A 25737-nucleotide genomic window follows, 5' to 3' on the forward strand; every position below is an offset into this window, starting at 1 on the left:
CCTAGACGCGCAGAGCGGCAGACGACAGCAGCCCACGGGCGCGGGTCACGCGGTCATCCGACGAGAGAGCGGATGCCGCGTCCCGCGCCTTCTGCGTCGCCTCGACGCCTGCGACTTCGGCCGTCCGCGCGAAGAGCGGGTCGAGCCGCAGGCACGGGAGGTCCTGCCGAGACCCGAGGGATTCGCCGAGGCCCAGGAGCTCCACGGCGATGTCCCTGCACCCGGGCACGGTGAGCGCCCACGCCGAGACCGCCGTGCAGACCGCGCCGAACACGGGCTTGTCGACGAACTCCTGCATGCGGACGACCGCGAGCATCCGCGTGCGCACGCGGCGCGCCCAGCGGGCGAGCTCTTCGGGCGGGAGGAGATCGTCGGCCGCCGCCGCAGCCACGAGGCCGGCGACAGCCAGCGTGAACCATGGCGAGGCGCGCTGCACGCTGCGGGAGAACTGGGCGATCGCGCCGCGGTATCCCACCGCGGCATCGGCCGCGCGTCCTTCGAGGCGGGCGACCTCGGCGAGGCCGAACCGGCCGACCGACGCGAGCTCCATCCCGTCGGCGCTGAGCTCGTGGCGTTCGGCCAGCTCGGTGAAGAGGGCACGGGCCTCGTCGATGCGTCCGAGATTCAGGAGGCTCGCCGCCCGCATCCAGTCGAGCTCCTGCATCCCGATGTGCAGGCCGAACACCCGGAAGCCCTCCTCCGCGCGGTCGAGCCACGCGAGCGCCTCCGCGGGCTGCGCGGACTGGCTCGCAAGCTGCCCGATGCTCGAGGCCGACATCGCGGCGAGCCAGACAGCGCCCTGCTCGTTCGCCAGCGTCCACGCGCGGCGCACGGCCGCGAGCGCCACGGCGGGCTGACCGTCGTTCTCCGCGTACTGTCCGAGCGCGAGCTCCGCGACGAGCCGATGCTCGGGGACCTCCGAGGCGCGCAGACGTTCGACGACCGCGCCGAGCGACTCGGCCGAGGGGCTGGCCGTGACGATCTCGGCGACCGCGGCGAACGTCGGCGAGACGCGCGGGTCGCCCTGGATGCGGCGCAGCATGACCGTGGCGCGCAGGCCCGGCGTGCCCTCGCCGTACTGGGCGGCCGCGGCGCCGATCGTCAGCACGAGCACGAGCGCGTCCAAGGGCACCGCATCCGGTGTGCGCACAAGGCGCTGCGCGGCCCCCAGCGCGGGCGGGATGCGCTCGGCCATCTCCGAGAACTGCCCGCGGACGAGCCACCCGGGTGCCAGGAGTGCGAAGGCGAGGACGATCTCGGGGTCGCGGCCATCCTCGTACGCGCGCCGCAGTGCGGCGAGGAGGTTGTCGTGCTCCCCGCGGGTCGCGGTGAACGCGATGGGGTCGAGGAGGTCGGACACGAGGCCGTCGGCGACGCCCCGCATCCATCGGAACACGCCTTCCCATGCCGCGTCCGTCGCATCGTCGCCGGCGAGCCGGGCGAGCCCGTATTCGCGGACCGTCTCCAGCATGCGGAAGCGCACCTCGGTGTCGTCGTCCGAGACGATGAGGAGCGACTGCGAGACGAGCCGGTCGAGGATGTCGTCGACCGGGATGCCGAGCACACCCCGGGCGGTCTCGGCGGAGAACCCCGCCGGCAGGACGGCCAGCGTCGCGAGCGCGTGGCGCGCCTGATCGTCGAGGAGCTCCCAGCTCCACGCGATGACGGCCTCGAGCGTCCTGTGCCGCTCGGGTGCGGCGCGATCGCCCGTCGTGAGGAGGGCGAAGCGGTCGCGCAGGCGCTCCTCGATCTGGGCGGGAGTCATGGTGCGCACGCGTGCGGCCGCGAGCTCGATCGCGAGCGGCAGTCCGTCGAGGTGGGCGCAGATGCGGGTCACGACATCGAGGGGGAGGGATGCGGTGGGCCTCACCGCGCGGGCGCGCTCGAGGAACAGCCGCACGGCCGGGCCGTCGCCGTCGTCCGCGGCGAGCGGGGCGAGGGGATGCACGGCCTCCCCCGCGATCGCGAGCGGCGTGCGACTCGTCGTCAGGACGCGCAGGTCGGGGACCGTGCCGAGGATGTCGGAGACCCACGCGGCGGCGCCGTCGACGACCTGTTCGCAGTTGTCCAGCACGAGCAGCGTCGCGCGCTCGGAAAGAGCAGAGACGATGCGCGCCCGCAGCTCCGGGCGCTGCCGCGGCTCGACGAGCAGGCCCGAGCCGCCGGCCTCCCCGAGCCCGAGCGCGCCGGCCACGGCGGCGGCGATGTCCTCGCCGGCGCGCACGCTCGCCAGCGGCACGAAGACGACGACGGGCGCGTCGGATGCGGCGGCGGCCGCCTGGGCGAGCCGTGTCTTGCCGAGCCCTCCCGCCCCGAGGACCGTCACGACCCGATGCACCCGCAGCAGCTGCGCGATCGCGGCGAGGTCTGCGTCGCGGCCGAGGAGGACGTTCGGCTCGGCGCGCAGCCCGATCCGCACGCGCGGCGCGATGCGCTCGTCGTCCGCGCGCAGGAGCCGCGCGTTGAGCTCGGCGATGGCGGCTCCCGGAGACGTGCCGAGGTCGTCTCGGAGTCGCTCGCGCAGTGCGGCGAACACCGCGAGCGCGTCGGCGGTGCGACCCGCCGCATCCAGAGCCGTCATGAGCTGCGCCGTCGCAGACTCGTCGTAGGGGTTCGCGGCGGCGAGCGCCGTGTAGATCGAGACGGCCTCCTCGTCTCGGCCCTGCGCGGTCAGGCCCGCGGCGAGCGCGGTGTCCAGCCGGGCGCGGAGGGATGCGGCGGCATCCGCCAGTTCGGCGCCCACAGGGCTTGCACCGAGGTCGGCGCCGGGCTCGCCCTCCCACAGCGCGAGCGCCTGGGCCGCGTACAGCTCCACGCGGCCCTGCGGACTGCGCTCGGCTTCGATGATGAGCGTCTCCGCCTCGCGCAGGTCGACGCGGGCGTCCCGCGCGAGCGCGTAGCCCGCGGGCGTCGAGCGGATGACGTCGGCATCCGTCGCCGCCCGCACGCGCGAGACGAGCGTCTGCAGGCTCGCACGCGGGTTCTGCGGAGGGTCGTCTCCCCAGACGTCTCCCGCGAGCGCCTCGACGCTGCGGGCGGCCGGAGCCGCGAGCGCGAGCGCCGCGACGAGCGCGCGCGCCGTCGCGCCGGTCAGCTCGACGCCGCCGATCCGCACCGGCCTGAGGACGTCGACCTGCAGGGGGATGCGCACGCTGCGAGCCTAGCCCGCGCCCCGGACGCCATCCCGTGACGCGGCGCGCCTCCGTGCCCCAGAAGGCCCGCGGTTCCTTGAGCGAGCGACGGTCGTCGAGCGAGCGACGGTCGTCGAGCGAGCGACGGTCGTCGAGCGAGTCGAAACGCACAGTCGAAACGCAGAGAGACGAAACGCAGCGGGCCGATTTCACGACTCGCCGCGTTTCGTCTCATCGCCTGCGCTCCTCGCGGGAGCGACCCGCGTCGAGGAAGCGCGGTCTCAATCAGCTCGTCGGCTGGAAGAAGTTGCCGACGACGTACCGGCCGACGGTCCTGCCGAGCGAGGCGCCCTGCAGATCCGAATTGCGGTAGTGGACTCCGACGAGGACGCGGGCCCAGTCGATCTCCTTCACGACGTCCTGGAAGCGCGCGTACGTCCGCATCCGCTCGGTGACACCGGGTGCCCGGCTGTCCAGCGTGAAGGTGACGGCGTCCGTTCCGAAGAACGCATCGAGGGCTTGGACCATGGCCCCGCCGATGCACGCGTGCGCCGCCGGATAGTCCGGGAAGTTCGGCGTCGCGCCCAGCGGCTTCCACGTCGGGTCGGCGGTGGTGGCCGGGTTCCCGTCCGTGTTCGCGCCGGCGATCGCCTGGTAGGGACGCCAGAACCAGTAGTGGTACTTGGCGTCGAAGCACGCGATCAGCGCGTCGCCGCTCGCGACCTCCGTCATCGACATCATGCGGGCTGTCTGCACGAGATCGAGCCCCTGGGCCGCCGCGAGGCGGAGGAGGCCGTCGTCCCACTGGCGGGTGTCGTGGTCCGTCCAGAAGAGGGCCTCGTCCGTCTGCGCCGGAGTCCTGGTGGCGCTGACGGCACCGCCGATGGCCTCCAGCTGATCGACGTCGGCCGCGTACTCCGTGCTCGTCAGTGCGTTGGGACCGCCCGGACGGAACTGCGACGCGCTCGTCATCGCCAGCGGCCGCATGCCCGGCAGGCACAGCCCGAGCACCGGGCCCGAAGCATTGGGCTGCCAGACCCCGGGACCCGCGGGCGGGAGGCCCAGCTGCTGGACCGTCGTGGTGCATCCCCGGCCGTCGTTCTGCCGGAGTGCGAGCACGCCCACGGCCGCGGCATGACCGGCTGCGACGCCGTCGGTCTTCGCCTGGCCGTCCGGGATCGCAGCGAGGTAGGCGGCGTAGTCGGCGTCGACGATGGCGATGTTCCCCTGCAGCTGCGGCTCCAGACCGACCAGCGTGTCATGGGCGGCCGTTGCGATCGCGGCGTCGGGCGACGCACCCGCGGGGGCGGGAGCCGTGGGGGCGTACGGCTTGTAGCCGCCGTCCAGGGCGACCGCCGCGTCGTAGATGGCGACATGGACGATGGCCATGTACACGCCGCCCTCGCCCGGGAACTTGTTGCCGAAGTTCTCCGGGCCGTTGACGCCTCCGGCGCCGGCGGGAACGATGGCGCACCGTGCCTCCGTGCTCCAGAACGCGACGGGTGTCGTCGCGGCCGGATAGTGCGCGGCGGGCGCGCACTGCGTGATCGGTGCGGGCGTCGCACCGATGTCGGGGGTGGCTCCGGCAAGCCCCAGTGCCGTCGGGAGGACGGCGAGAAGAGCCACGATCGATTTCATTGTCTTCCCCTTCTCGAATCGAGCGCCGCGAAGATGGGAGCCCACGGGGAAGGTCTCGGATCGTCAGCTCGGCACAGCGCCGACGCTATTCCTCCGAATCCGGGATGAAATCAGGGGTTCCCCTTAACTTTGCTCACGGTCCGATCCGGGCTCGAGACGGTAGACGAGCGACAGCTCGGTGCGCGAGCGCACACCCAATTTCGCGTAGACGTGGGAGAGGTGGGTCTCCACGGTCCCGACGCGGAGGAACAGCGCGGCCGCGACCTCTTGATTGCTGCGGCCTTTCGCGACGAGGGCGGCGACGCGGTGCTCGGCGGGCGTCAGACCCTCGGTCCGTGTGCGGCCTCCGATCCGCCCGAGCTCGGCGTGGGCGTTCGCGATCCACGTACCGGCCCCCAGCTCCTCGAACCCGGCCAGCGCGGCGACGATCGCCTCGCTGGCCTCGCGCTTCTTGAGCTGGCGACGGCGGGCGGTGCCGAGCGCGAGCAGGGCGCGGGCACGACCGAACGAATCGCCCGTCTGCTCGTGCCTGTGGACCGCATCCTCGAGGAGCGCAGCGGCCTCCGACACGTCGCCGCGGGCACTGGCCAGGAGGCCGCGGCAGCGGATCATGTGCGCGAGCGTGCGAAGATCCGCGGCCGGCCTCCCCTCCTCCCACGCTTCGAGGACGCGTCCCGCCTCGTCCACGCGATCGAGCGCAAGCAGTGCCTCGACCTGATCGGCCGTCCACCAACGGAGCCCCGCGTCGCGCCACCCGAGTCTGGTGGTGGTCGCCTCCGCCTCCTCGAAACGATCGATCGCCGCCCGCGGGTCGCCGCCGCGAAGGGCCGCCACGCCGAGGATCCCGAGGTGGACGGGGGTGGGGAAGCCGAACTGCTCGCGAGCCAGCTGGAGGGCCCGCTCCGAGTGGGCGCGCGCGACGTCGAGCTGCCCGCGGTCGACCGCGATCAGTGAGATCGGAATGTGGATCCACGGCACCTCGAGTCCGTATTGGACGTAGAGGTCGAAGGCGCGATCCGCATACTCGGCCGCGCGCTCCCAGCGCCCGAGACCATGTTCGATGTGCGCGAGCTGGCGGAGTGCATCGGCGGCCAGCAGCTCGTCGACGTCGCAGATGTCCTCGTAGACGCGCTCGACCATGTGGCATGTCTCATCGGTGTCCCCGATGGCGTCCGTGAGGTCCAGCACCGCACTCGCGATCCTGCGTGCATCACCGGTGGCCAAGGCGAGCTCATAGCCGCGCCGCGCATATCCCGGCGCCTCCGGGTCGCCGGTGGCGAGTCCCATCATCACCATCATCGAGAGCGCTTCTGCGCGCAGCGCATCGTCGTCGAGCTCCTCCGCCATCTCGAGCGCGACACGCGCGCGGGCGAAAGCGGCATCGAACCCTTCGATGTGGCGCGTCGTCCAGGCCAGCCGGCATTGGATCGCCGCCTGCATCGCCGGGCGCGATGCCGCCTCTCGCTGCGCTTCCTCGAGGAGCGCAACGGCCTGGCCGAGACCCTCGAACTCCGCAAGGAGGAGCAGCACGTCGGCCCGGAGCGGCCCGAGTCCGCGATCGTCCAGCAGGTTGCGAGCGAGCGTCCGCGCGCGGGTCCACTCTCCGGCGGCGCGCTCGGCTCGCGCGGCGGCGAGCGCCCGCCGACGGTGCTCGTCGACCGCGCCGGCAGGCGTCAGCCGGAGCGCCGCCTCGGCGAGCTCGGCCGCACCGGCCAGCGCTGCGCGATTCGACGCGAAGACCGCCGCCTCCTCCAACGCGGTCGCGACGGCCGCATCCGGCTCGTCCGTCGCGAGGGCGAGGTGCCGTGCGCGCATGACAGGATCTGCGACGACGGCGGCGATGCGCTCGTGCACGGTCCGTCGCCGCCGGCCCAGATCGCCGTAGAGGACCGATGAGAGCAGCGGGTGGGTGAAGCGGATCGCGCCGCCCTCGCGCTCCACGAGATGCTCCGCGATCGCGGGATCGAGCGCGCCCGTGTCCGCTCCCATGCGCTCCAGGAGCGACACCGACGGCGAGCCCGTCGCCGCGGCGAACGCGAGCACCTCGCGCGTGTCTTCGGGCACCGCTTCGAGGCGTGCTCGGACGACCTCGGCGAGCGTGGGCGGAACGAGCAGGACCCGGAGCGGGTCGGCATCCTCGTCGACCATGCGGGCGAGCCCGAGAGCGAAGATCGGGTTCCCGCCGGATTCCTCGTGGATGCGCACGAGGGTCTGATGCGCGAACGGACGCCCGAGGCGGGCCGTGAGGAGCGTGCGCAGCGGGCCGACGTCGAGCGGCCCGATCGAGAGACGCTCGACGTCGACAGCCTCCTCGAGTTCCGAGGTCCCCGGTCGGCGCGCGAGGATGACGCGGACCGGCGCGTCGACACGTCGCAGCGCCGAGGCGAGCGTGCGTATCGAGGATGCGTCGAACCACTGGACGTCGTCGATGGCGACGACGACTCGCGTGCGCGCGGCGAGGAGCCGCACGACATCGCGCACGGCGACAACCAGGGCGCGCTCGTCCGCGGCTCCTCCCGTTGTCTCGCCCTCCCGCAGCAGTGCGACCTCGAGCGCATGTCGTCGGGGTGCGGTCAACTGGTCGACGACACCGTCCAAGACCGGATCGAGGAGATCGCCGAGGCCCATGAGGGCCAGGCCGCGCTCGGCCTCCGCCGGCCTCGACCGGAGCACGAGACAGCCTCGTTCGCGCGCGGCCGAGACCGCTGCCTGCCACAGCGTCGACTTGCCGATCCCCGGCTCGCCATGGAGAACGAGCCCCGCGGCCTCCGAGATCGGGGCGTCGAGGAACGCGTGGATCGTGCGGAGCTCCTGATCGCGACCCACCACATCCCCAGTGGCGTTCACGCACACATCATCCCAGGCATCCGTCGGCGGCGGCACCCGCCCGTGCGGCGGGCCCGCGGTCTCCCAGCTCGGCCCTGTTAGGGTCGCAGAGTGCTTCACATCGTGATGTTCATCTGACGGCCCTGCGTCCCACCTGCGCAGGTTCTCATCCGTCGAGGGTCGATTCGACGACCCTCCGGACCTTTCACCGTCAGATTCCTTCCGGAGCATCCCTGTGTTCGCATCTCTTCGCATTCCCGGCGCCGTGCGCGCCTTCATCCCCGCACTGATCGGCCGATCTGCCCTCGCGATGGCCGGCCTCGCCGTCCTCCTCGCCGTCCAGGAGAGCACCGGCTCCTTCACGCTCGCCGGCCTCGCCTCCGCGGCCTTCGGCCTCGCCAATGTCATCGCCGCTCCCTGGCGCGCGCGAGCCGTCGACCGCTGGGGTCAGCCCCGTGCCCTCGCCCTGCTCGCTGTCGTGCAGTCGGCCGGCTTCGCGGGGCTCGGCATCGTCGCATCGATCCCCGGTGCGGCGATGGCGTGGTTCGTCGCGCTGTCGATCGTCGTCGGCGTCTCGGCCCCTCCGCTCGGAGCAGCCATGCGTGTCGTGTGGAGCTCTCTCACCGACGCGGGCCCGCAGCGCGAGAAGGCGTTCAGCCTCGACGCGGTGGCCGAGGAACTGCTCTTCGTGGCGGGCCCCGTGGCGGTCACGGCGATCATCGTCGCCTCGTCCCCGAGCGTCGGGCTGTTCGACACGGCGGCAGTGGTGCTCATCGGGACAGCAGGCCTGATCACGAGCCGCGCATCGGCCGCCATGACCGGTACTCCTCCGGTGGCACGCGAGCGCGGGTCCCGCCCACTCGCCACGCCGGGCTTCCTGCGCGTCCTCGTCGTCCTCACCTCCGTCGGGGCGGTGCTCGGCGTGGTCGAGATCGCTGCACCGGCTCTCGCGGCCGAGCAGGACGCCGTGCCCGCGGCGGGCTGGCTGCTCGCTGCATTCGCGGCCGGCAGTGCCGCGGGCGGCCTCGTCTACGGGCACGTGCGCTGGCGGATCTCGCTCGGCGTACGGCTCGTGGTGCTGTGCCTCGGGATCGGCGCCACGGCGATCGCGGTGTCGGCGCTCGGCACCCTGCCGCTGTTCGCGGCGGGGCTCGTCGTGCTCGGCGCGTTCCTCGCACCGTCGCTGATCACGGGCTACCTCGTGGCGGACACGGTGGTCGCTCCGCACGCCCAGACCGAGGCATCCAGCTGGATCAACACGTCGGTCAATCTGGGCGCGTCGGCCGCGTCGGCCCTCGCCGGCGCGGCGATCGACGCGGCGGGCGCCGGCGTCGCCCTGCTGGTCGCCGGCGTCATCGCGGTGGCCGCGGCGTCGGTCGTCCCCGTGCGCCGGCTGCGGCTCGCGGGCACCGCCCCGGCGGGCGACGCCGGTGACGGAGACACCGCAGGCGGGGGATCCGCCTCGGTTCTCGAAGACCTCGAGGGCACGCCGGGCGGTGCGTAACCGCGCCGCCCGGCGTGCCCGCACGGCGGGGCGCGCGACGCACGGCAGACTGGAGGAGGCACCGGCCTGCGGAAGAGGGAGTGAGACGGTGAATCTGATCAACGGCTACGACCCCGACACGCTGCGCGAGGTCGTCGACCCGAGCGCCTGCACGGAGCGTCTCGACGATCTGGGCGTGCTGCGCAGCCTTCCGGCGCTCCTCGAGCGCGTGTGGCTGCTGAAGGTCCTCGGCGATCTCGACGAGGCGCTCGAGGTGTCCGAGCAGTCGGTGCGCGTCGCGCGCATGGCCGGCACCCGCAAAGACCTCCTTCGGGCGCGCATCCTGCACGCGTCGGTCCAGCAGTACCGCGGTCAATACGCAGTGGCGGAGCAGGAGCTCCTGACGTGCGCGGAGGAGGCGGAAGGCCAGGAGTGGTGGGCAGTCGCCGCATTCGCGCAGCAGCACCTGGGCCGCGCGTACTTCGAGACCGAGGACTACAGCGACGCCCGCACCGCGTTCAAGCGCGCCCTCTTCCTCCGCCAGCAGGCGGGCACCCCGGATGACCAGCTCGAGTCGACGCTGCTCGCGATCGACGCCGCCGACCGGCGGCGCGTCGAAGCCAGTGTGGCGAGCTGAGTGTCGTAGGTACGTTCTAATCTGACGGGCATGTCGGAACTCGCCTCCGTGAGGGCCTCAGCGGAATCCCTCATCACCCGGTATCTGGATTCGTCGTGGTCGTTCGCGTTCGACAATGCGAAACGTCGCGCGGGCCTATGCGATTACCGCGCGAAGCGCATCAGCGTCTCGCGCTACCTCGCCGCACGGTACGACGACGAGACGAACCGGCAGACGCTCCTGCACGAGGTGGCGCACGCCATCGCCGGCCCGAAGGCCGCGCACGGGGCGACATGGAAGCGCACCGCGCGGTCGCTCGGCTACCTCGGCGGGACGACCCACAACGGAGAGACCGCGACCGAGCTCGCTCCCTGGGTGGGGGTGTGCCCCGCGGGCCACATCGCCTACCGGCACCGCAAGCCGACTCGGGCGGCATCGTGCGTGAAATGCGCTCCGCGCTTCGACGAGCACCACCTCTTCGAATGGTCGCGGCGCGAGATCACCGCATCCACCCGACTCGCCGCGATGACCCCGCGCTAGAACTGCGGCGCGCGCGGGCGTATCTTTTGCCTTGCCGCACCCTCTATGGATGCAGCGAGCGCGACTGGGGAAGCGCGAAAGGGGTCCGGCATGGAACCGATCGTCAACGTCGACACCGAAGAGCTCGACGAGATGGAGCTCGATCCGTGGCGGGCGATGCCGCTGCATCACGGCGACCATCCCGCCGCCGACATCCGCGGGCACATCGGGCCCGACACGCCGGCACGCTGACCGCCGGCACGCTGGCCGGCGATCTGCGCGGTCCGTCAACACACCGAGGGACTGGGGGTCCGTCGTGTTCACAAGCCTGCTGCCCGACGTCGAGATTCCGGATGTCGGCATCCATGAGTTCCTGTTCGGCTCTCTCCGCGAGGAAGACCTGGCGCGTCCCGCCGTCATCGATCCGAAGACCGGTGCCGAGACGACATACGGTGCACTGTCCGCCCAGATCGATGCGCTCGCCGGGGCGCTGGCCGCGCGAGATGTCGGGGTCGGAACCGTCGTCGCGCTCTTGTGTCCGAACATCCCGGTCTACCTCACGGCGCTCTACGGCGTCCTCCGCACGGGCGCGACCGTGACCACGGTCAACAGCCTGTCCACGGCGGACGAGATCGAAGTCCAGCTGCGGGATGCGGGCGTGACGTGGGCGGTGACCATCTCCCCGCTCCTCGCCCCGATCGCCGAGGCGGCCTCCCGGGTCGGGATCGCCGACGACCGACTCATCGTCATCGACGGCGCTCCCGGGCACCCCGATCTGCTCTCGCTCCTGAGCGAGAAGCGTGCGGCGCCGGACGTCGCGTTCGACCCGGCGACGCATGTCGCGCTGCTCCCGTACTCGTCCGGGACATCCGGCACGCCGAAAGGCGTCATGCTGAGCGACCGCAACCTCATCGCGAACATCCTGCAGATGAAGACCGTCACCGACGTGCGGCCGGAGAATCGCGTCCACGCCCTGATGCCCTTCTTCCACGCCTACGGGCTCTGCGTGATCCTGGGGGTCCCGCTCATCGGACGCGCCGCCCTCGTCCCCATGGCGCGTTTCGACTTCATCGAGTTCCTCGGCGACGTGGAGCGCACGCGATGCTCGCACCTGTTCATCGCGCCGCCGATCGTCGTCGCGCTCGCGAAGCACCCCGCGGTGGCCGAGTTCGACCTGGCGTCCGTCGAGGTCGTGTACTCGGGAGCGGCTCCCCTCGACGGCGGCACGATGCAGGCCGCATCCGATCGGGTGGGCGCTCCGGTGCTGCAGGGATTCGGGATGACGGAGCTCAGCCCGGCCGGATTCCTGCCCGTCCTCGGCCGGCCCGACATCCCGCTCGGATCCGTCGGGCTCCTCGTGCCGAACGACACGTGCCGCATCGTCGACATCGCGAGCGGCGAAGAGATCGCGGATTTCGGCGCGGACGGCTGGACGGAGCCGGGAGAACTGTGGATCGCGGGGCCGAACGTCATGCTCGGCTACCTCGGGAACCTCGAGGCGACGGATGCCACGATCGACGCCGACGGCTTCCTCCACACGGGCGACGTCGGGCGGGCGCACCGCGACGGCTACTTCGAGATCGTCGACCGCGTCAAGGAGCTCATCAAGTACCACGGCCACCAGGTCGCCCCGGCCGAGCTCGAGGCGCTCCTGCTCAGCAATCCGCAGATCGCGGACGCCGCCGTCATCGGTGTGAAGGATGCCGACGGCGAGGAGATCCCGAAGGCGTTCGTGGTCCCGCTCCCGGGTGCGACCCTGACTGCGGACGAGGTCATGGAGTACGTCGCCGAGCGCGTCGAGCCGCACAAGAAGGTGCGCCTCGTCGAGTTCGTGGACGCGATCCCGAAGTCGGCTGCCGGCAAGATCCTCCGCCGCCGATTGCGCGATCGCGAGGCCCTCGCCCGTCAGTGACGGCCGATGGCCGACACCGCCTCCGGCATGGCCGGATCCGCGCCGAAGCGATGCGGATCCCAGTGCCGCTGGAACTCGGCATCCCCTGCCCCGTGCTCGACGAGGTCCGCCAGATACTCCCCCATGAACGCCGCGTACTTGAACCCCTCGCCGCTGTCGCCGCAGGCGAGGACGATGCGCGGATGGATGCGGCCGACGACGAAGTCGCCGTCGCCCGAATCCGTCCAGGTGCACACCTGCGCGGCGAGCACGTGCGACGGGACAGCGGTGAGGTCGCGTTCCACGCGCGCGCGGATGGACTCCGTGCGTGCGGGGTCCTCGTGGCGGTCGAGGTCCTCACCGAGAGTGCCCTCGGCGAGGAAGCGCAGCGGCAGGTCGAGCCCGACCTTGTAGCCGGCCGATCCGTTCGGCATCGCGTAGATCCCCGGTGCGTCGCCGACACCGACGTCGACGAGGCCCGGCAGGTCGACGGGCTCGCCGCCCGGCGAGCCGAAGTAGACAACCTGCTCGGTCACCGGGCGCAGCGGCAATCGCAGTCCGAGCCCGGGAAGGAGCTCGGGCGTGCCCGGCCCGGCGGCGAGGACGAGCTGATCCGCCCACAGGTCAGCGGCGTCCTCGAGCCGCACGAACACGTGCCGGTCTGCGGCGACGACCTCGCGCACGCGCGTCCAGGGGAGGTAGGTGCCGCCGGCTGCTTCGAACGCCGCGAGCGCACCGCCGAGCAGACGGTCGGCGTGGACGATCCCGGCGTCTTCGACGAAGAGCGCGCCGCGGCCGTCGGGGCGCAGGCCCGGGAAGACGTCGCCCACACCGTCGGCGTCGACCTCCTGGAACCCCGCATCGATGGATGCGAGGGCTTCGGCGACATCCGGGAGCGACACGTCGTCGCGCCACAGCATTCCGGTCCGCTGGAAGACCGGCTCGCCGAGTCTGTCGCTCAACCGCTCCATCGCCCGCAGCGTGCCGACCATGGCCCTCGCGCGCCAGCGATGCGTATCGGCGAGGCGCCACAGGCGCGTCGAGCCGCCGCTGGAGGCGAACCGGCTGCCGATGGCGAACCGGTCGATCAGCGTGACGGAATGCCCGCGGTCCTGCAGCTGCAGGGCCGTCGGAAGCCCCCACGCGCCCGCGCCGACGACGATCACGTCGCTCGAACTCGCCACGTCAGAGGCCGAACCGGGTGAAGACGCCGTCGCGGAGCAGGGGCACCGCATCCGTCGCGTCGATCGCGGACGCGTTCAGCACATCGTCGCGGAGCCCGCGCTCGATGAGCTCCTGCCCGGATCCGCTCGCGGTCAGAAGATGGCGCACCGCGCCGCGGAGACCCCGGAACGCCTCGCACGCGACGGCGGCCTCGGGCGACGAGTGGTCGAGACCGAGGGCGGCGAGCGCGTCCACGATCGCGCCGGCGCCGAGCTCGTCCTCGGCGGCGAAGCGCCCGGCCTCGCCCCCGGCGATCACGGCGATGCTCGTGCGCGCACCGCGGCGCACCTGTTCGGCCAGGGCCGCAGCCGCGACCGCGGAGGCGTTGCGCAAGCACCCGAGCAGCACGAGCGACCCGTCGGCCGCCGCCGCGCGGGAGACGGGCGCGCCGTTCACCGACTCCGCGTCATCCCACGGCACGGCCTCGCCGCGCGCCACGGCATCCGTCACCGTCGTCGAGAAGCGGAGTACGTCCACCACGATGACGATGTCGGATGCCGCGAGCCGCGAGAGCCCGTCCGCGCCATGCTCGAGGCGCACCTGATAGCGGGACTGGTCGAACGGATGCATCCCGCCAGCGTATGCGCTCAGTGCTTGGGGATGACCGTCAGCACCCGGGCGGTGAACTCCAGGAACTTCTCCATGAACATCGTGAGGAACTCGCGCGTGCTGTCGACGGTGACATCGCCCCTGTCGTCCACGAGCCCCGGGGTGAAGTGGATATAGGCCTCCGGAGAGGTCATCTGCCGGGCGTTGAGGAAACTGAGGGTGCTGCGCAGCGACTGCTGCCCCACCGCTGTGCCGATCTGCCCTCCGGAGGCGCCGATGACGGCCGTCGGCTTGTCGACCCACACGCTCGTGCCCCACGGCCGGCTGCCCCAGTCGATCGCGTTCTTCAGTGCGCCCGGGATCGAGCGGTTGTACTCCGGCGTGACGAACATGATGGCATCCGCCTCGCGCACCTGCTCCTTGAAGTCGAGCGCGACCTGCGGGTAATCGGCGTCGAAGTCGCGGTTGTACAGCGGCAGCTTGCTGTAGTCGACCTCGTAGAACTCGAACTCCGGCGGCGCGAGCTTCTCGAGCGCGTGGGCCAATCGGCGATTGATGGATGCGGTGGACAGACTGCCGATCAGCACTCCGACGCGGTAGGGCGGCTCGTGCTCGATGATCTCGATCTTCATGGGGACCTCCTTGCACGTAGCGTGCCCCAGATCCCTATGGAATACCAGGGGCCGCCGCATCCATCTCTCCCTCGAACCGCTGCGCGCCTTCAGCCGCCGTTTCGGTCCCCGCGTCGACCCGAGACAGGGTGTTCTCGCCGAGACATGATGCGACGCCACCTGTCTCGACGAGAACCCCCGGTCTCGCGTGAGACCGGGGGTTCGGGCAAGCGGATGCGGGCGCCCCGCAGGTCGCGCTACTCCGCGAGGGCCGCGACCGGGGAGACCCTGGTCGCGAGACGTGTCGGAGCGACCGCGGCGATGAGCGTCAGCACTGCCGTGGCGACGACGATCGCGGCGACGGGCCAGAGCGGCACCCCGGGGGCCACGAGCCCCGCAGGCCGGGACGCCCCCGGAGCGTGGATCGAGCCGAGGAGCGACTGCGCGGCCGCCCATCCGTAGAACACCCCGAGGATGAGACCGGTCGCGACCGCGGCGACGGTGATGTGCGTCGCCTCCAGCAGCACGACCTTCCGCACCTGCGCGTTCGAGAGCCCGAGGGCGCGCAGGAGGCCGAACTCCCGACGGCGCTGCACGACGCCGAGCGTCAGCAGGTTGACGAGCCCGACCGCCGCGATGACGGCCGAGACCGCGACGAGGCCCATCATGATGCCCGAGAACGTGTCGATCACGGTGGCGAACTCGGGCGGCAGCGTCCCCCCGAACGCCGCCGCGAACACCTGCTTCACCGACTCCGTGGCCACCGCGAACATCGTGACGAGGGTCACGCCGATGACGACGCCGATCGCCATGCGGCTCGACCGCTCCGGGTAGCGCAGCGCATTCTCCGACGCGAGGCGCGCTGTGGCCGATCCCCCGAACAGGCGGCCCACCAGTCGCAGGATCGGCGGCATGACGAGCGTCGCCCCGAGCGCGAGACCCGTGAAGGACAACACCCCGCCGAAGAACGCGACGATCACGCCGAGAGGTGTCACGAGCCCGGCCGCGATCCCCGCCGCGAGGAGCAGCGCGCCGACGACGATCAGCGTGATCGCGACGGCGTTGCGGCCGCGACGGCGCGCGATCTCGCGGTGGGATGCCTCGACCGACCCGCCGAGCGCCTGCAACGGCGTCACGGTCAGGACACGACGGGATCCCGCCCACGCGGAGGCCCACGTCGTGAGGGCGACGCCGATCGCGGGCACGAGCAGCATGGGCTGGAGGAGCGTGAACGAGAGTCCGTCGAGCGACAGCGCCCGCTCGGCCCACGCCACCCCTCCGGCCGAGATCGCGACGCCGGCGACGAGCCCCAGCACGCCGCCGATCGTGCCGACGACGAGGCCCTGCCGCGCGACCTCGGCGCGCTGCGAGCGCGCGGTCGCCCCGATCATGCGCAGCAGGGCGATGCGTCGCGTGCGTCCGGCGATGACCGTCGCGAAGGTGTTGGCCGTCACGATCGCTGCGACGTAGACCGCGACCGCCAGCAGCACGAAAACGATGAAGTTGAGGACGAACGCCAGGGTCTCGCTGTCGCGCGTCGCGGGGTCGTGCTTGAGGATCGCGGAGATGAACCCGGTCGCCGAGATCAGCACTGCTCCGAACGCGGTCGCGATGGCCGCGACGAGGATGGAGGCCCCCATCCCCCGGTCCCGCAGCCACGAGAGGCGCGAGGCATCCCCCTGCGCGCGCGGCGTCGCCGCGACCGCTCGAGCGGTCATGCGGTCACCCCCGCGACGACCGGCGCACCCTGCGAGGTCGCCGTGCCGAGCTCGGCGGCGAGCATGTAGGCCGAGATCTCCTCGGCGCTCTGGCGCGGCTTGTCGGCGACGATGCGCCCGTCTCCGAGGAAGAGCACGCGGTCGGCATGGCTCGCGGCGATCGGGTCGTGCGTGACCATCGCGATCGACTGGCCGTGCTCCCGGCTCGCGGCGGCGAGGAGCGCCAGGACTTCGCGTCCGCTGCGCGAGTCGAGATTGCCGGTCGGCTCGTCGGCGAAGACGAGGTCGGGCGCGGTGGCGAGCGCCCGGGCGATCGCGACGCGCTGCTGCTGCCCGCCGGACAGCTCATGCGGGCGGTGCGACAGCCGTGCATCGAGTCCGAGCGTCTCGACGAGCCCGTCGATGCGCGCCTTCTCGAGGGCGCTGGGTCGCCGGCCGTCGAGGTCGATGGGGAGGCGGATGTTGCCCATGACGTCGAGCGTCGGGACGAGATTGAACGACTGGAAGACGAAGCCGACGCGGCGACGGCGCAGCACCGTCAGCTCGAGGTCGGAGAGGCCGGTGATCTCGGTGTCGCCGATCCAGGCGCGGCCGGAGGACGGCGAATCCAGTCCCGCCATGATGTGCATGAGGGTGGATTTGCCCGAGCCCGACGGGCCCATGATCGCGGTGAACTCCCCGCGGCGCACGCCCACCGAGACACCGTCGAGCGCGCGCACCTCCCCCTCGCCGGTGCCGTAGGTCTTCGTCAGCTGCTGGACCCGGGCAGCGAGTCCCAGGTCGGTGGTCGTGATCTCCATGCCTTCGACGCTACGGAGCGTCGTTCTGCACGACATCGGCCCGTGGATGCATCCGCGTACATCGCAAGGATGATCCCGCGTGCGCGGGTCAACTCGCTGAGACGTCCCTGCGCGGGTCGTTGAGCGAGGAGCGCCAGCGACGAGACGAAACGCAGCGAGCCTCGGGATACGACAGGTCAGCGGGCTGCCACCGCATCCGCCGTCTGGCGGTGGAGAGCGTCGTGGTCTTCCGCCGTGAGCGGCTCGTCGCCGCCGAACAGGTACGGCATGCCGGCGCCGGTCTCGATGAACCGCTTGAGGCTGACGTTGACGAACATGTTCCACGCGTTCGAACAGTTGTCGTAGCACTCCCCGTCCGATGTGAGCCCCTCGTGCGTGAAGGTGACGGCGGTCCCCGCATCCGTCGCCGCGATGTCGAATCGCACCGTCGTGCCGTTCCACTCCTGGTGGTCGGCGACGAAGTCGAGGTAGCTGCCGGTGACGAGCCACGCTATGCGGCGGCCGGGCTCGAGCTCGGTGATGCGGAACCCCGAGTAGTGCAGGCCCGGGACGACGTAGACGAACTCGTCGCCGACGGCCGTCGTGGCCCCGGTGATGCGGCCCCACCAGCCGGAGACGTCGTTGATCGCGTCGTAGGCCTGCTGCGGCGTCGCGTCGACGGTGATGGTCGTGCTGTAGTTCGCAGACATGTGCTGCTCCTTCGCTTGCATGATGCAACGGAACTCCCGTCGAGAGGATGCTACGCATACCACTTGCATCACGCAAGTGGTAATCTCGAAGCCATGTTGGGCAGGACGTACGACACCCAGGTGTGCTCGATCGCTCGGTCGCTCGAGATCGTCGGCGAGCGATGGAGCCTGCTGATCATCCGCGACGCGTTGTTCGCGCGGGTGACGCGGTTCGGCGACTTCCTGGCGAACCTCGGCATCGCCACCAACGTGCTCGCCACGCGGCTGGACGCCTTCGTCGAGACGGGGATCATGGAGCGCCGGGGCGCCGCGGACTACGTCCTCACCGACAAGGGTCGCGCGCTCGCCACCGCGCTCATCGCGCTCACCGAGTGGGGTGACGAGTGGGCGTCGCCGATCGACCCGCCGATCCTCTACACGCACACGTGCGGCGGCGCCGTGCACGCCGTGACCGCGTGCGAGAACTGCGGCGTCGTCTCCACGGAGGAGACCGCGGTGGCCATCGGCCCCGGAATGCCGCCGGAGTACCTCGCGAGCCGACGCAGCCCCGCCGCGCGGGAGATGCGCGCCTGACGCACCGCCGGGGCCGCAGTGTCGGCCGGACCCGCAGTCAGGCCGCGTCGGGGGATGCGGCCTCGTCGGAGGTCAGCAGGATGACATTGCCGTCCGGATCGTCGACCATGGCGGCGTACGGGCCGATCGTCTTCGTCGGCGCCATGCGCCCGTTGTAGCCCGCGGCGACGAGGTCGGCGAACGTGCTGTCGACCACGGCATCCTCTCCCACGTAGAACTCGAGCATCTGCGAGTAGCCGCCCGCAGGCGGCTGCCACGTCTTGTCGTAGGCCTTCGCGAAGCCGTCGGTGATGAGCAGCGTCACGCCGCTCGGCATGCGGTGCGCGACCATCGGCCGCTCCGCCGATGCATCCGGGATGTCGAGACCGAGTCGCCGGTAGAACCGGATCGACGCGTCGAGGTCGCTCGTCTCGAGCACGACCATGCTGAGCTGCAGTTCCATCCTGCGATTCTGGCGCGCCCCTCCGACATGCCGGCGAACAGCCCGTGTCCCGCACGCGAACTCGCGGCTCCGACCCGAGGAAGGGAGTCGGTTCGATGAGCGGAGCGCGCCCGCCTCCCCGGACCGGACTCCGCCCGTCGAATCGACTCCGCTCGTCGACACCACCCGTCGAAGGGGACGGACTCAGGCCGTCCGCGGCGACGTGGGCTGCTCGATGAGCCTCTTCAGACTGCCGAGGTTGTCCTGCATCCCGCGGCTGAAGAACCGCTCGGCGAACGGTCCCAGGAACTGGGCCGGGCCCGTCAGCCCCGCTCCGCTGATCGACCCGTCGAGCTGCAGGCGCGCTCCGCCCGACGCCGGTTGGATGCGGTAACGATACGTGAACGGGGTCGGCCCCTCGACGGACGTGAAAGAGACCTCTTGTCCGGCGAGGTAGGCGCTGACCTGCACGATGTTGATCGCGGGTCCGCCCGGCAGCCGGCGGTGCACGATGTACCGCGTCCCTGCGCCGCCGTCGCCGGAGAGATGCTCCACGCGCTGCACCGCCGAATACCACTGTGGGGTCTTGGTGAAGTCCGCGACGAAGGCGAAGACATCGGCCGGAGCGGCGTGGATGTCGACTGCCAAGGTGAATGCCATGGTGCGTCCATTCTCCCCTGTGAACTGCCGGCGGAGGGGAGGTGAACCCCTACCGGGTGTCGGCGGCCGCGACTAGCGTCGAGGCGAGTCAGCGAAGGAGGCACGATGCCCGCCACTCCCCTGCCGCCGACCGGCGACGTCCCTCAGCCCAAGACGTGCGATGCGAGCGGAATGATCGAGATCCACCGCATGTACAAGGTCGGCTTCGGCGAGGCGCCGAGCCTCGTCGGCCGCGTCGCCGAGGGCGACACCGCGCACGCCGAAGTTGTCGCCGAGCAGCTCAACCTCCTGTCCGTCGCGTTGCATGCGCATCACGAGGGCGAGGACGAACGCCTGTGGGCGCCCCTCGCCGACCGCGCGCCCGCCTGCGCCGTGCACGTCGAGCGGATGAAAGAGCACCATGCCCAGCTGCTCGTTCAGCTCACGGCGCTCGACGCGGCGGTGCCCGCCTGGCGGGCGTCGGCAAAGGCGGCGGATGCGGAGCCCGTCCTGACCGCGCTCGCCGGCGTCAACGACTGCCTCGCCATCCACCTCCCCGACGAGGAGGCGAACATCGTCCCCGTGATGGAGACGGTGATCACCGAGAAGGAGGTCGAGTGGTTCTCGGAGCACGGCCGCAAGTCGGTTCCGAAGGGCCAGTCCTGGAATTCGCTCGGCGCCATCGTCACGGCGCAGCCGGACGGCGGTGACGAGTGGCTTCACGAGAACCTCCCCGGTCCCGTGCGTCTGCTCTGGCGCTGGGTCGGCAAGCCGAAGTACGAGAAGCACCGGGCCGCGCTCGAAGGGCGCTGACCCCGTTACGCGAGGCCGTGCTCGAAGGCGAAGACCACGAGCTGCACACGGTCGCGTAGACCCAGCTTCGTGAGGATGCGGCTGATGTGCGTCTTCACGGTCGCCTCGGAGAGGAACTCGCGCGCCGCGATCTCGGCATTCGAGAGGCCTCGTGCCGCGAGTGCGAAGATCTCCCGCTCCCGGTCGGTCAGGGCGGCGTAGGCAGACGGCACCGGGCGGGGTGCGGCATCCGCGAAGTGCGCGAACAGGTCGCGGGTGGCGGATGCGGCGATCACCGCCGAACCTGAATGCACCGTGCGGATCGCGGCAAGGAGGAACTCGGGATCGGCGTCCTTCAGGAGGAACCCGCTCGCGCCCTCGCGGATCGCGCGTGCGGCGGCCTCGTCCAGGTCGAACGTCGTCAGCATCACGACACGCGGCGGCTCCGGATCGCGCAGCAGCTCGGCCGTCGCCGCGAGGCCGTCCATGACCGGCATCCGGATGTCCATCAGCACCACATCCGGGCGCGCGGTGCGCACGACCGAGACGCCCTCCTGCCCGTCCGATGCCTCGCCGACGACCTCGAGATCGGGCTGCGAGTCGACGAGCATGCGGATGCCCGCGCGGAACAGCGCCTGGTCGTCCACGAGCACCACCCGGATGGCGTCAGCGCGTTTCGTCTCGCTCGTTCCTCGCTCGCTCAACGACCTGATCCCTTCAGCGCCTGCGCTCCGTCTCTGCGTTTCGTCTCGCTCCGCTCGCTCAACGACCCGCACCCTTCAGCATCCGCGCCGCATCAGCGCGTTTCGTCTCGCTTCGCTCGCTCAACGACCCGTTCCTTTTCGACACCTCAGTTGAGTCAGCGCTCAAGGGCCCTCACCGCCGATCGGCAGGGAGCCGCGGACGACGAAGGCGCCCGCATCCTCGCCCGCCTCCAGCATGCCGCCGACGAGCTGCGCACGCTCGCGCATGCCGATGATCCCGTGGCCCGAACCGCCGGCGACGGCATCCGCCCGCAGGGGATTGCGCACGTCGAGGTCGACCCGGTCGGCGTACCACGCGAGCCGCAGCTGCACGGGGGCTCCGCCGTGGCGGAGCGCGTTGGTGAGCGCCTCCTGCAGGATGCGGTAGACCGCGAGCTGGACAGCGGCCGGCGGCTCGCCCGGGGGCGCCGGATCGACGGTGACGCGAAGGTCGACACCGGCGGCGCGGACCTGCGCGTAGAGGGCCTCGAGGTCCGCGAGCGTCGGCTGCGGTCCGTCGCCCTGCGCGTGCCGGAGCTGAGTGAGCAGCAGCCGCACGTCGGCGAGCGCAGCCCGCGCGGTCGACGAGATCGTGCCGAGCGCCGCCGTCGCGGTGGCCGGATCGGATGCCGCGGCATACCGCGCACCGTCGGCCTGGGCGATGACGACTGCGAGCGAGTGGGCCACGATGTCGTGCATATCGCGCGCGATGCGCACGCGCTCCTGCTCGGACGCGGCATCCTGTTCGGCCTGGATCTGCGCCGTGCGGTTCTCCCGCGCACGCCGGGCGGTGCGCACCAGGGCGCCGATCGTCCAGCACAGCAGGAGCCCGAAGGACACCGCGACCCACATGACCGCGGCGATCGTGAGGTTCTGCCAGTGGAAGCCGATCCCGAGCGGCGACCGCAGGAGATAGAGGTAGATCGTGATGACGAGCGCACCCACGAGCGCGGAGGCGAACCCCAGCCAGAACACGAGCCGCGTCCCGTAGGCGGCCGTCACGTACAGGACTCCGAAGATCGCCGCGTTGCTCGCCATCGGATCGAGTCCCGCGCTCATCTGCAGGACGGCCCCGGCCCACGCGATCGCGAGGGCGAGGGCGGGAGAGAGCCGTCGTACCGCGAGCGCGCCCGCCATCGCCAGCCCGACCAGGACGGTCGCCGCCGCGTGCACGCTCCAGATCGAGTCGCGCACTTCGACGAATCCGGTCGCCAGGAAGAACGCCGCGGCGATGACGATGTCCGTCATGAGCTGACGGGTCGGGAGCGCACGGATCACGCTTCGACGCTACGCGAGGGCGCATGCGGCCCGCATCCGTCTCCAGATGTATCCCTTGCCGGACGCCCGGGAAGGCTCTACGGTGCGGAGACGGGCGAAAACGAGGGAGACACGATGACGACGGTGCGCGCGGCGATCAGTCAGACCACCTGGACGGGCGACAAGGAGTCGATGCTCGACAAGCACGAGGGGTTCGCGCGGGATGCCGCCGCCCAGGGCGCGCAGGTCGTGTGCTTCCAGGAGCTCTTCTACGGTCCCTACTTCGGGATCACGCAGGACAAGAAGTACTACCGGTTCGCGGAGCCCTCGGACGGCCCGATCGTGCAGCGGTTCGCCGCGGTCGCGAAGGAGCTCGGCACCGTCATGGTCCTGCCGATCTACGAGGAGGCCCAGACCGGCGTCTACTACAACACCTCGGTGCTGGTGGATGCCGACGGCACCGTGCTCGGGAAGTACCGCAAGCACCACCTCCCTCACCTCGACCGGTTCTGGGAGAAGTTCTACTTCCGTCCGGGCAACCTCGGCTATCCGGTGTTCGACACCGCCGTCGGCCGGGTCGGGATGTACATCTGCTACGACCGGCACTTCCCCGAGGGATGGCGGGAGCTGGGGCTCCACGACGCCCACATGGTCTTCAACCCCAACGCGACCAAGCCCGGACTGTCGAACCGCCTGTGGGAGGTCGAGGGTCCGTGCGCCGCCGTCGCGAACGGGTACTTCGTCCTGCAGCCCAACCGCGTCGGGCGAGAGGACAACGAGTACGGCGAGCTCGCCGTCGACTTCTACGGCACGAGCCAGGTGATCGACCCGCGCGGCAACTTCGTCGGCGACCGCGGCTCGAGCGAAAACGAGGAGCTGCTGGTGCGCGACCTGGACCTCGACATGGTGCAGGAGATGCGCGACGACTGGCAGTTCTACCGTGACCGCCGGCCCGACTCCTACGGCGACATCGTCGCGCCCTGAGAGCATGGCCGGTCGTTGAGCGAGGAGCGCAGCGACGAGACGAAACGTCGCAGCGGTTCGACTCGCTTCGCTCGCTCGACGACCGGGGAGAAGAGGAGACACGAATGGCAACCACACTCATCACCGGCGGGACCGTCGTCTCGGCCACCGGTCGCACCGAGGCCGACGTCCTCATCGACGGGGAGACGATCGCCGCGGTGCTCGCGCCGGGCTCGCACCTGCTCGGCACAGACCTCGCGGCATCCGTCGACACGGTCATCGACGCGACCGGGAAGTACGTGATCCCGGGCGGCATCGACGCGCACACCCACATGCAGCTGCCGTTCGGCGGCACGGAGGCGTCCGACACGTTCGAGACCGGGACGCGCGCGGCCGCGTGGGGCGGCACCACCTCGATCGTCGACTTCGCCGTGCAGCGCTACGGCGAGCGTGTGCAGGACGGCCTCGCCGCCTGGCACGAGAAGGCCGCGGGCAACTGCGCGATCGACTACGGCTTCCACCAGATCATCGGCGGTGTCGACGCGGATGCGCTCGCCGCGATGCCGGGCCTCGTCGATGAGGGCATCACGAGCTTCAAGCTCTTCATGGCGTATCCGGGCGTCTTCTATTCCGACGACGCGCAGGTGCTGAAAGCGATGCAGGTCTCGCGCGACACCGGGATGCTGACCATGATGCACGCGGAGAACGGGCCCGTCATCGACGTGCTCGCGGCGCAGCTCGTCGAGGAGGGCAAGACCGATCCCTACTTCCACGGCATCGCCCGCGCCTGGCAGATGGAGGAGGAGGCGACCCATCGCGCGATCATGATCGCGAACCTGACGGGGGCGCCGCTCTACGTCGTCCATGTGAGCGCCAAGCAGGCCGTCGAGCAGCTCGCGGCCGCGCGCGACCGCGGGCAGAACGTGTACGGCGAGACGTGCCCGCAGTACCTCTATCTCTCACTCGAGGAGCAGCTCGGCGCCTCGAGCGACGAGTGGGGTGCGTTCGAGGGTGCGAAGTGGGTGTGCTCGACGCCGCTGCGCTCGCGCGCCGAGGGCCACCAGGACCACATGTGGCAGGCGCTGCGCACGAACGACCTGCAGATGGTCTCGACCGACCACTGCCCGTTCTGCATGAAGGACCAGAAGGAGCTCGGGCGCGGAGACTTCCGCGCCATCCCCAACGGGATCGGGTCCATCGAGCACCGCATGGACCTCATGTACCAGGGCGTCGTGACGGGGCGGATCAGCCTCGAGCGCTGGGTGGAGCTGACCTCCACGACCCCGGCCCGCATGTTCGGGATGTACGGGCGGAAGGGCGTCATCCAGCCCGGGGCCGATGGGGACATCGTCGTGTACGACCCGAACGGCCACACCTCGATCGGCCTGGGCAAGACCCACCACATGAACATGGATCACTCCGCGTGGGAGGGCTTCGAGATCGACGGCCACGTCGACACCGTGCTCTCCCGCGGCAAGGTGATCGTGGATGACGGCGCCTACCTCGGCGCGAAGGGCGACGGCCGCTTCATCAAGCGCGGCCTGAGCCAGTACCTGGTGTGATCGCCGGTCGCTGAGCCTGTCGAAGCGTCGCGACCCCTCGACAGGCTCGGGGACCGAGAAAGGAGCAACGATGGACTTCGGCGTCGTCCTGCAGACCAATCCGCCCGCGGCTCGCACGGTGCAGCTCGCGAAGCTCGCCGAGGCGCACGGGTTCAGCCACGTGTGGACGTTCGACTCGCACCTCCTCTGGGAGGAGCCGTACGTCATCCACTCGGCGATCCTCGCCGAGACGAAGCGCGTCACCGTCGGCCCGTTCGTGACGAATCCGGCGACACGCGACTGGACCGTCACGGCATCCGTCTTCGCGACCCTCAACGAGATGTACGGCAACCGGACGGTGTGCGGCATCGGCCGCGGCGATTCTGCCGTGCGCGTCACGAACGGCAAGCCGACGACGATGGCGGAGCTCCGCGAGTCGATCCACGTCATCCGCGAGCTCGGCAACTCCCGTGCCGTCGAGTACAACGGCGCGACGCTCCAGTTCCCGTGGAGCCACGGGTCCGAGCTCGAGGTCTGGGTCGCCGCCTACGGGCCCCTGGCGCTCAAGCTCGCCGGGGAGGTCGGCGACGGCTACATCCTGCAGCTCGCGGACGTCGACATCGCCGCGTGGATGATCAAGACGGTGAAGGATGCCGCGGCCGCCGCGGGCCGCGACCCCGAGTCGCTCTCCTTCTGCGTCGCGGCCCCCATGTACATCGGCGACGACTGGGAGCACATGCGCGACCAGTGCCGGTGGTTCGGCGGGATGGTGGGCAACCACGTCGCCGATATCGTCGCGAAGTACGGCCACCACGGTGCTGTCCCCGATGAGCTCACGGCGTACATCGAGGGCCGCACCGGCTACGACTACAACACGCACGGCAGCGCCGACAACGACCACGTCGACTTCGTGCCCGACGAGATCGTCGACCGGTTCTGCATCCTCGGATCCGCCCAGCACCACATCGCCAAGCTCGAGCAGCTGCGCGACCTCGGCGTCACACAGTTCGCCGGCTACCTCCAGCACGACAGCAAGGAGGAGACGATGCGGGTCTACGGCGAGACCGTCATCCCCGCGCTCTCCGCGCACGTCACCGCCAAGCGGTGACGGCA

23 protein-coding genes are annotated in these 25737 nt (G+C 70.9%); 10 read left to right on the forward strand and 13 right to left on the reverse strand.

Features of this window, described 5'->3' with window-relative positions:
- Position 1: 1 nt before the first annotated feature.
- The 3 genes from QSV35_RS07500 to QSV35_RS07510 all read right to left on the reverse strand — a co-directional run bounded on the left by QSV35_RS07500 (position 2) and on the right by QSV35_RS07510 (position 7616).
- A complete protein-coding gene (locus tag QSV35_RS07500) occupies positions 2–3151 on the reverse strand; it encodes an ATP-binding protein (RefSeq protein ID WP_286288037.1) in 3150 nt (1049 codons plus the stop codon).
- Positions 3152–3416: 265 nt separating this feature from the next.
- A complete protein-coding gene (locus tag QSV35_RS07505; protein WP_286288038.1) occupies positions 3417–4769 on the reverse strand; it encodes a vanadium-dependent haloperoxidase in 1353 nt (450 codons plus the stop codon).
- A 123-nt stretch (positions 4770–4892) separates the two neighbouring features.
- Positions 4893–7616, reverse strand: a complete 2724-nt coding sequence (locus QSV35_RS07510) for an AAA family ATPase (RefSeq protein ID WP_286288039.1) — start codon at positions 7614–7616, stop codon at positions 4893–4895.
- Between the two features lie 214 nt (positions 7617–7830).
- On the opposite strand from QSV35_RS07510, the gene QSV35_RS07515 reads away from it, so the two are divergent.
- From QSV35_RS07515 to QSV35_RS07535, 5 genes are all read left to right on the forward strand, one after another.
- Entirely contained in the window at positions 7831–9099 is a 1269-nt protein-coding gene (locus QSV35_RS07515) for an MFS transporter (RefSeq protein ID WP_286288040.1), read from the forward strand.
- Between the two features lie 88 nt (positions 9100–9187).
- Entirely contained in the window at positions 9188–9715 is a 528-nt protein-coding gene (locus tag QSV35_RS07520; protein ID WP_286288041.1) for a hypothetical protein, read from the forward strand.
- Positions 9716–9745: 30 nt separating this feature from the next.
- Positions 9746–10234: a SprT-like domain-containing protein gene (locus tag QSV35_RS07525; RefSeq protein WP_286288042.1), complete on the forward strand. Its 489-nt coding sequence runs from the start codon at positions 9746–9748 to the stop codon at positions 10232–10234.
- A gap of 90 nt (positions 10235–10324) precedes the next feature.
- Positions 10325–10465, forward strand: a complete 141-nt coding sequence (locus QSV35_RS07530) for a hypothetical protein (protein ID WP_286288043.1) — start codon at positions 10325–10327, stop codon at positions 10463–10465.
- A 64-nt stretch (positions 10466–10529) separates the two neighbouring features.
- Positions 10530–12125: an AMP-binding protein gene (locus QSV35_RS07535; RefSeq protein WP_286288044.1), complete on the forward strand. Its 1596-nt coding sequence runs from the start codon at positions 10530–10532 to the stop codon at positions 12123–12125.
- Here the strand turns inward: QSV35_RS07535 and QSV35_RS07540 are convergent.
- From QSV35_RS07540 to QSV35_RS07565, 6 genes are all read right to left on the reverse strand, one after another.
- Positions 12119–13288, reverse strand: a complete 1170-nt coding sequence (locus QSV35_RS07540; protein ID WP_286288045.1) for an NAD(P)/FAD-dependent oxidoreductase — start codon at positions 13286–13288, stop codon at positions 12119–12121. The two genes, QSV35_RS07535 and QSV35_RS07540, sit on opposite strands and share 7 nt — an antisense overlap.
- Before the next feature lies 1 nt (position 13289).
- Positions 13290–13898 (reverse strand): 2-phosphosulfolactate phosphatase, encoded by a 609-nt coding sequence (locus QSV35_RS07545; RefSeq protein WP_286288046.1) that lies wholly within the window; start codon positions 13896–13898, stop codon positions 13290–13292.
- 17 nt (positions 13899–13915) lie between these two features.
- Positions 13916–14509 (reverse strand): NADPH-dependent FMN reductase, encoded by a 594-nt coding sequence (locus QSV35_RS07550; RefSeq protein WP_286288047.1) that lies wholly within the window; start codon positions 14507–14509, stop codon positions 13916–13918.
- Positions 14510–14745: 236 nt separating this feature from the next.
- Complete coding sequence (locus QSV35_RS07555) at positions 14746–16206, reverse strand: ABC transporter permease (RefSeq protein ID WP_286288048.1); 1461 nt, start codon at positions 16204–16206, stop codon at positions 14746–14748.
- The gene (locus tag QSV35_RS07560; protein WP_286288049.1) at positions 16203–17006 is read right to left on the reverse strand and encodes an ABC transporter ATP-binding protein; all 804 of its coding nucleotides are present in this window, start codon (positions 17004–17006) and stop codon (positions 16203–16205) included. The genes QSV35_RS07555 and QSV35_RS07560 overlap by 4 nt, the downstream gene beginning before the upstream one ends.
- A gap of 176 nt (positions 17007–17182) precedes the next feature.
- Complete coding sequence (locus tag QSV35_RS07565; protein WP_286288050.1) at positions 17183–17695, reverse strand: SRPBCC family protein; 513 nt, start codon at positions 17693–17695, stop codon at positions 17183–17185.
- 93 nt (positions 17696–17788) lie between these two features.
- Between QSV35_RS07565 and QSV35_RS07570 the strand changes: the two genes are divergently transcribed.
- The gene (locus QSV35_RS07570) at positions 17789–18268 is read left to right on the forward strand and encodes a winged helix-turn-helix transcriptional regulator (RefSeq protein WP_286288051.1); all 480 of its coding nucleotides are present in this window, start codon (positions 17789–17791) and stop codon (positions 18266–18268) included.
- A 37-nt stretch (positions 18269–18305) separates the two neighbouring features.
- On the opposite strand, the gene QSV35_RS07575 is transcribed toward QSV35_RS07570, so the two are convergent.
- Together QSV35_RS07575 and QSV35_RS07580 are read right to left on the reverse strand one after the other, a co-directional pair.
- A complete protein-coding gene (locus QSV35_RS07575) occupies positions 18306–18710 on the reverse strand; it encodes a VOC family protein (protein ID WP_286288052.1) in 405 nt (134 codons plus the stop codon).
- A 183-nt stretch (positions 18711–18893) separates the two neighbouring features.
- Entirely contained in the window at positions 18894–19349 is a 456-nt protein-coding gene (locus QSV35_RS07580; protein ID WP_286288053.1) for an SRPBCC family protein, read from the reverse strand.
- A gap of 105 nt (positions 19350–19454) precedes the next feature.
- On the opposite strand from QSV35_RS07580, the gene QSV35_RS07585 reads away from it, so the two are divergent.
- Positions 19455–20141 (forward strand): hemerythrin domain-containing protein, encoded by a 687-nt coding sequence (locus QSV35_RS07585; RefSeq protein WP_286288054.1) that lies wholly within the window; start codon positions 19455–19457, stop codon positions 20139–20141.
- A gap of 5 nt (positions 20142–20146) precedes the next feature.
- On the opposite strand, the gene QSV35_RS07590 is transcribed toward QSV35_RS07585, so the two are convergent.
- Positions 20147–20824 carry a response regulator gene (locus tag QSV35_RS07590; RefSeq protein ID WP_286288055.1) on the reverse strand — a complete coding sequence of 226 codons (678 nt, stop codon included), beginning with the start codon at positions 20822–20824 and terminating at the stop codon, positions 20147–20149.
- Positions 20825–20986: 162 nt separating this feature from the next.
- On the reverse strand, positions 20987–22141 hold the full coding sequence (locus QSV35_RS07595) for a sensor histidine kinase (RefSeq protein ID WP_286288056.1): 1155 nt from the start codon (positions 22139–22141) through the stop codon (positions 20987–20989).
- A gap of 114 nt (positions 22142–22255) precedes the next feature.
- Between QSV35_RS07595 and QSV35_RS07600 the strand changes: the two genes are divergently transcribed.
- The 3 genes from QSV35_RS07600 to QSV35_RS07610 all read left to right on the forward strand — a co-directional run bounded on the left by QSV35_RS07600 (position 22256) and on the right by QSV35_RS07610 (position 25732).
- Positions 22256–23104 (forward strand): nitrilase-related carbon-nitrogen hydrolase, encoded by an 849-nt coding sequence (locus QSV35_RS07600; protein ID WP_286288057.1) that lies wholly within the window; start codon positions 22256–22258, stop codon positions 23102–23104.
- Positions 23105–23208: 104 nt separating this feature from the next.
- Complete coding sequence (gene hydA, locus QSV35_RS07605; protein ID WP_286288058.1) at positions 23209–24645, forward strand: dihydropyrimidinase; 1437 nt, start codon at positions 23209–23211, stop codon at positions 24643–24645.
- A gap of 70 nt (positions 24646–24715) precedes the next feature.
- A complete protein-coding gene (locus QSV35_RS07610; protein WP_286288059.1) occupies positions 24716–25732 on the forward strand; it encodes a TIGR03842 family LLM class F420-dependent oxidoreductase in 1017 nt (338 codons plus the stop codon).
- Positions 25733–25737: the final 5 nt, after the last annotated feature.

The sequence above is a fragment of the Microbacterium candidum genome (assembly GCF_030315975.1).
GTDB lineage: Bacteria > Actinomycetota > Actinomycetes > Actinomycetales > Microbacteriaceae > Microbacterium > Microbacterium candidum.

What these genes read in the sequence shown, in the direction of transcription:
- QSV35_RS07505 (WP_286288038.1), bottom strand. Translation starts at nt 4,769, where the DNA reads ATGAAATCGATCGTGGCTCTTCTCGCCGTCCTCCCGACGGCACTGGGG.
- QSV35_RS07525 (WP_286288042.1), top strand. Translation starts at nt 9,746, where the DNA reads ATGTCGGAACTCGCCTCCGTGAGGGCCTCAGCGGAATCCCTCATCACC.
- QSV35_RS07530 (WP_286288043.1), top strand. Translation starts at nt 10,325, where the DNA reads ATGGAACCGATCGTCAACGTCGACACCGAAGAGCTCGACGAGATGGAG.
- QSV35_RS07545 (WP_286288046.1), bottom strand. Translation starts at nt 13,898, where the DNA reads ATGCATCCGTTCGACCAGTCCCGCTATCAGGTGCGCCTCGAGCATGGC.
- QSV35_RS07550 (WP_286288047.1), bottom strand. Translation starts at nt 14,509, where the DNA reads ATGAAGATCGAGATCATCGAGCACGAGCCGCCCTACCGCGTCGGAGTG.
- QSV35_RS07555 (WP_286288048.1), bottom strand. Translation starts at nt 16,206, where the DNA reads ATGACCGCTCGAGCGGTCGCGGCGACGCCGCGCGCGCAGGGGGATGCC.
- QSV35_RS07560 (WP_286288049.1), bottom strand. Translation starts at nt 17,006, where the DNA reads ATGGAGATCACGACCACCGACCTGGGACTCGCTGCCCGGGTCCAGCAG.
- QSV35_RS07565 (WP_286288050.1), bottom strand. Translation starts at nt 17,695, where the DNA reads ATGTCTGCGAACTACAGCACGACCATCACCGTCGACGCGACGCCGCAG.
- QSV35_RS07570 (WP_286288051.1), top strand. Translation starts at nt 17,789, where the DNA reads ATGTTGGGCAGGACGTACGACACCCAGGTGTGCTCGATCGCTCGGTCG.
- QSV35_RS07575 (WP_286288052.1), bottom strand. Translation starts at nt 18,710, where the DNA reads ATGGAACTGCAGCTCAGCATGGTCGTGCTCGAGACGAGCGACCTCGAC.
- QSV35_RS07580 (WP_286288053.1), bottom strand. Translation starts at nt 19,349, where the DNA reads ATGGCATTCACCTTGGCAGTCGACATCCACGCCGCTCCGGCCGATGTC.
- QSV35_RS07585 (WP_286288054.1), top strand. Translation starts at nt 19,455, where the DNA reads ATGCCCGCCACTCCCCTGCCGCCGACCGGCGACGTCCCTCAGCCCAAG.
- QSV35_RS07600 (WP_286288057.1), top strand. Translation starts at nt 22,256, where the DNA reads ATGACGACGGTGCGCGCGGCGATCAGTCAGACCACCTGGACGGGCGAC.
- hydA (WP_286288058.1), top strand. Translation starts at nt 23,209, where the DNA reads ATGGCAACCACACTCATCACCGGCGGGACCGTCGTCTCGGCCACCGGT.
- QSV35_RS07610 (WP_286288059.1), top strand. Translation starts at nt 24,716, where the DNA reads ATGGACTTCGGCGTCGTCCTGCAGACCAATCCGCCCGCGGCTCGCACG.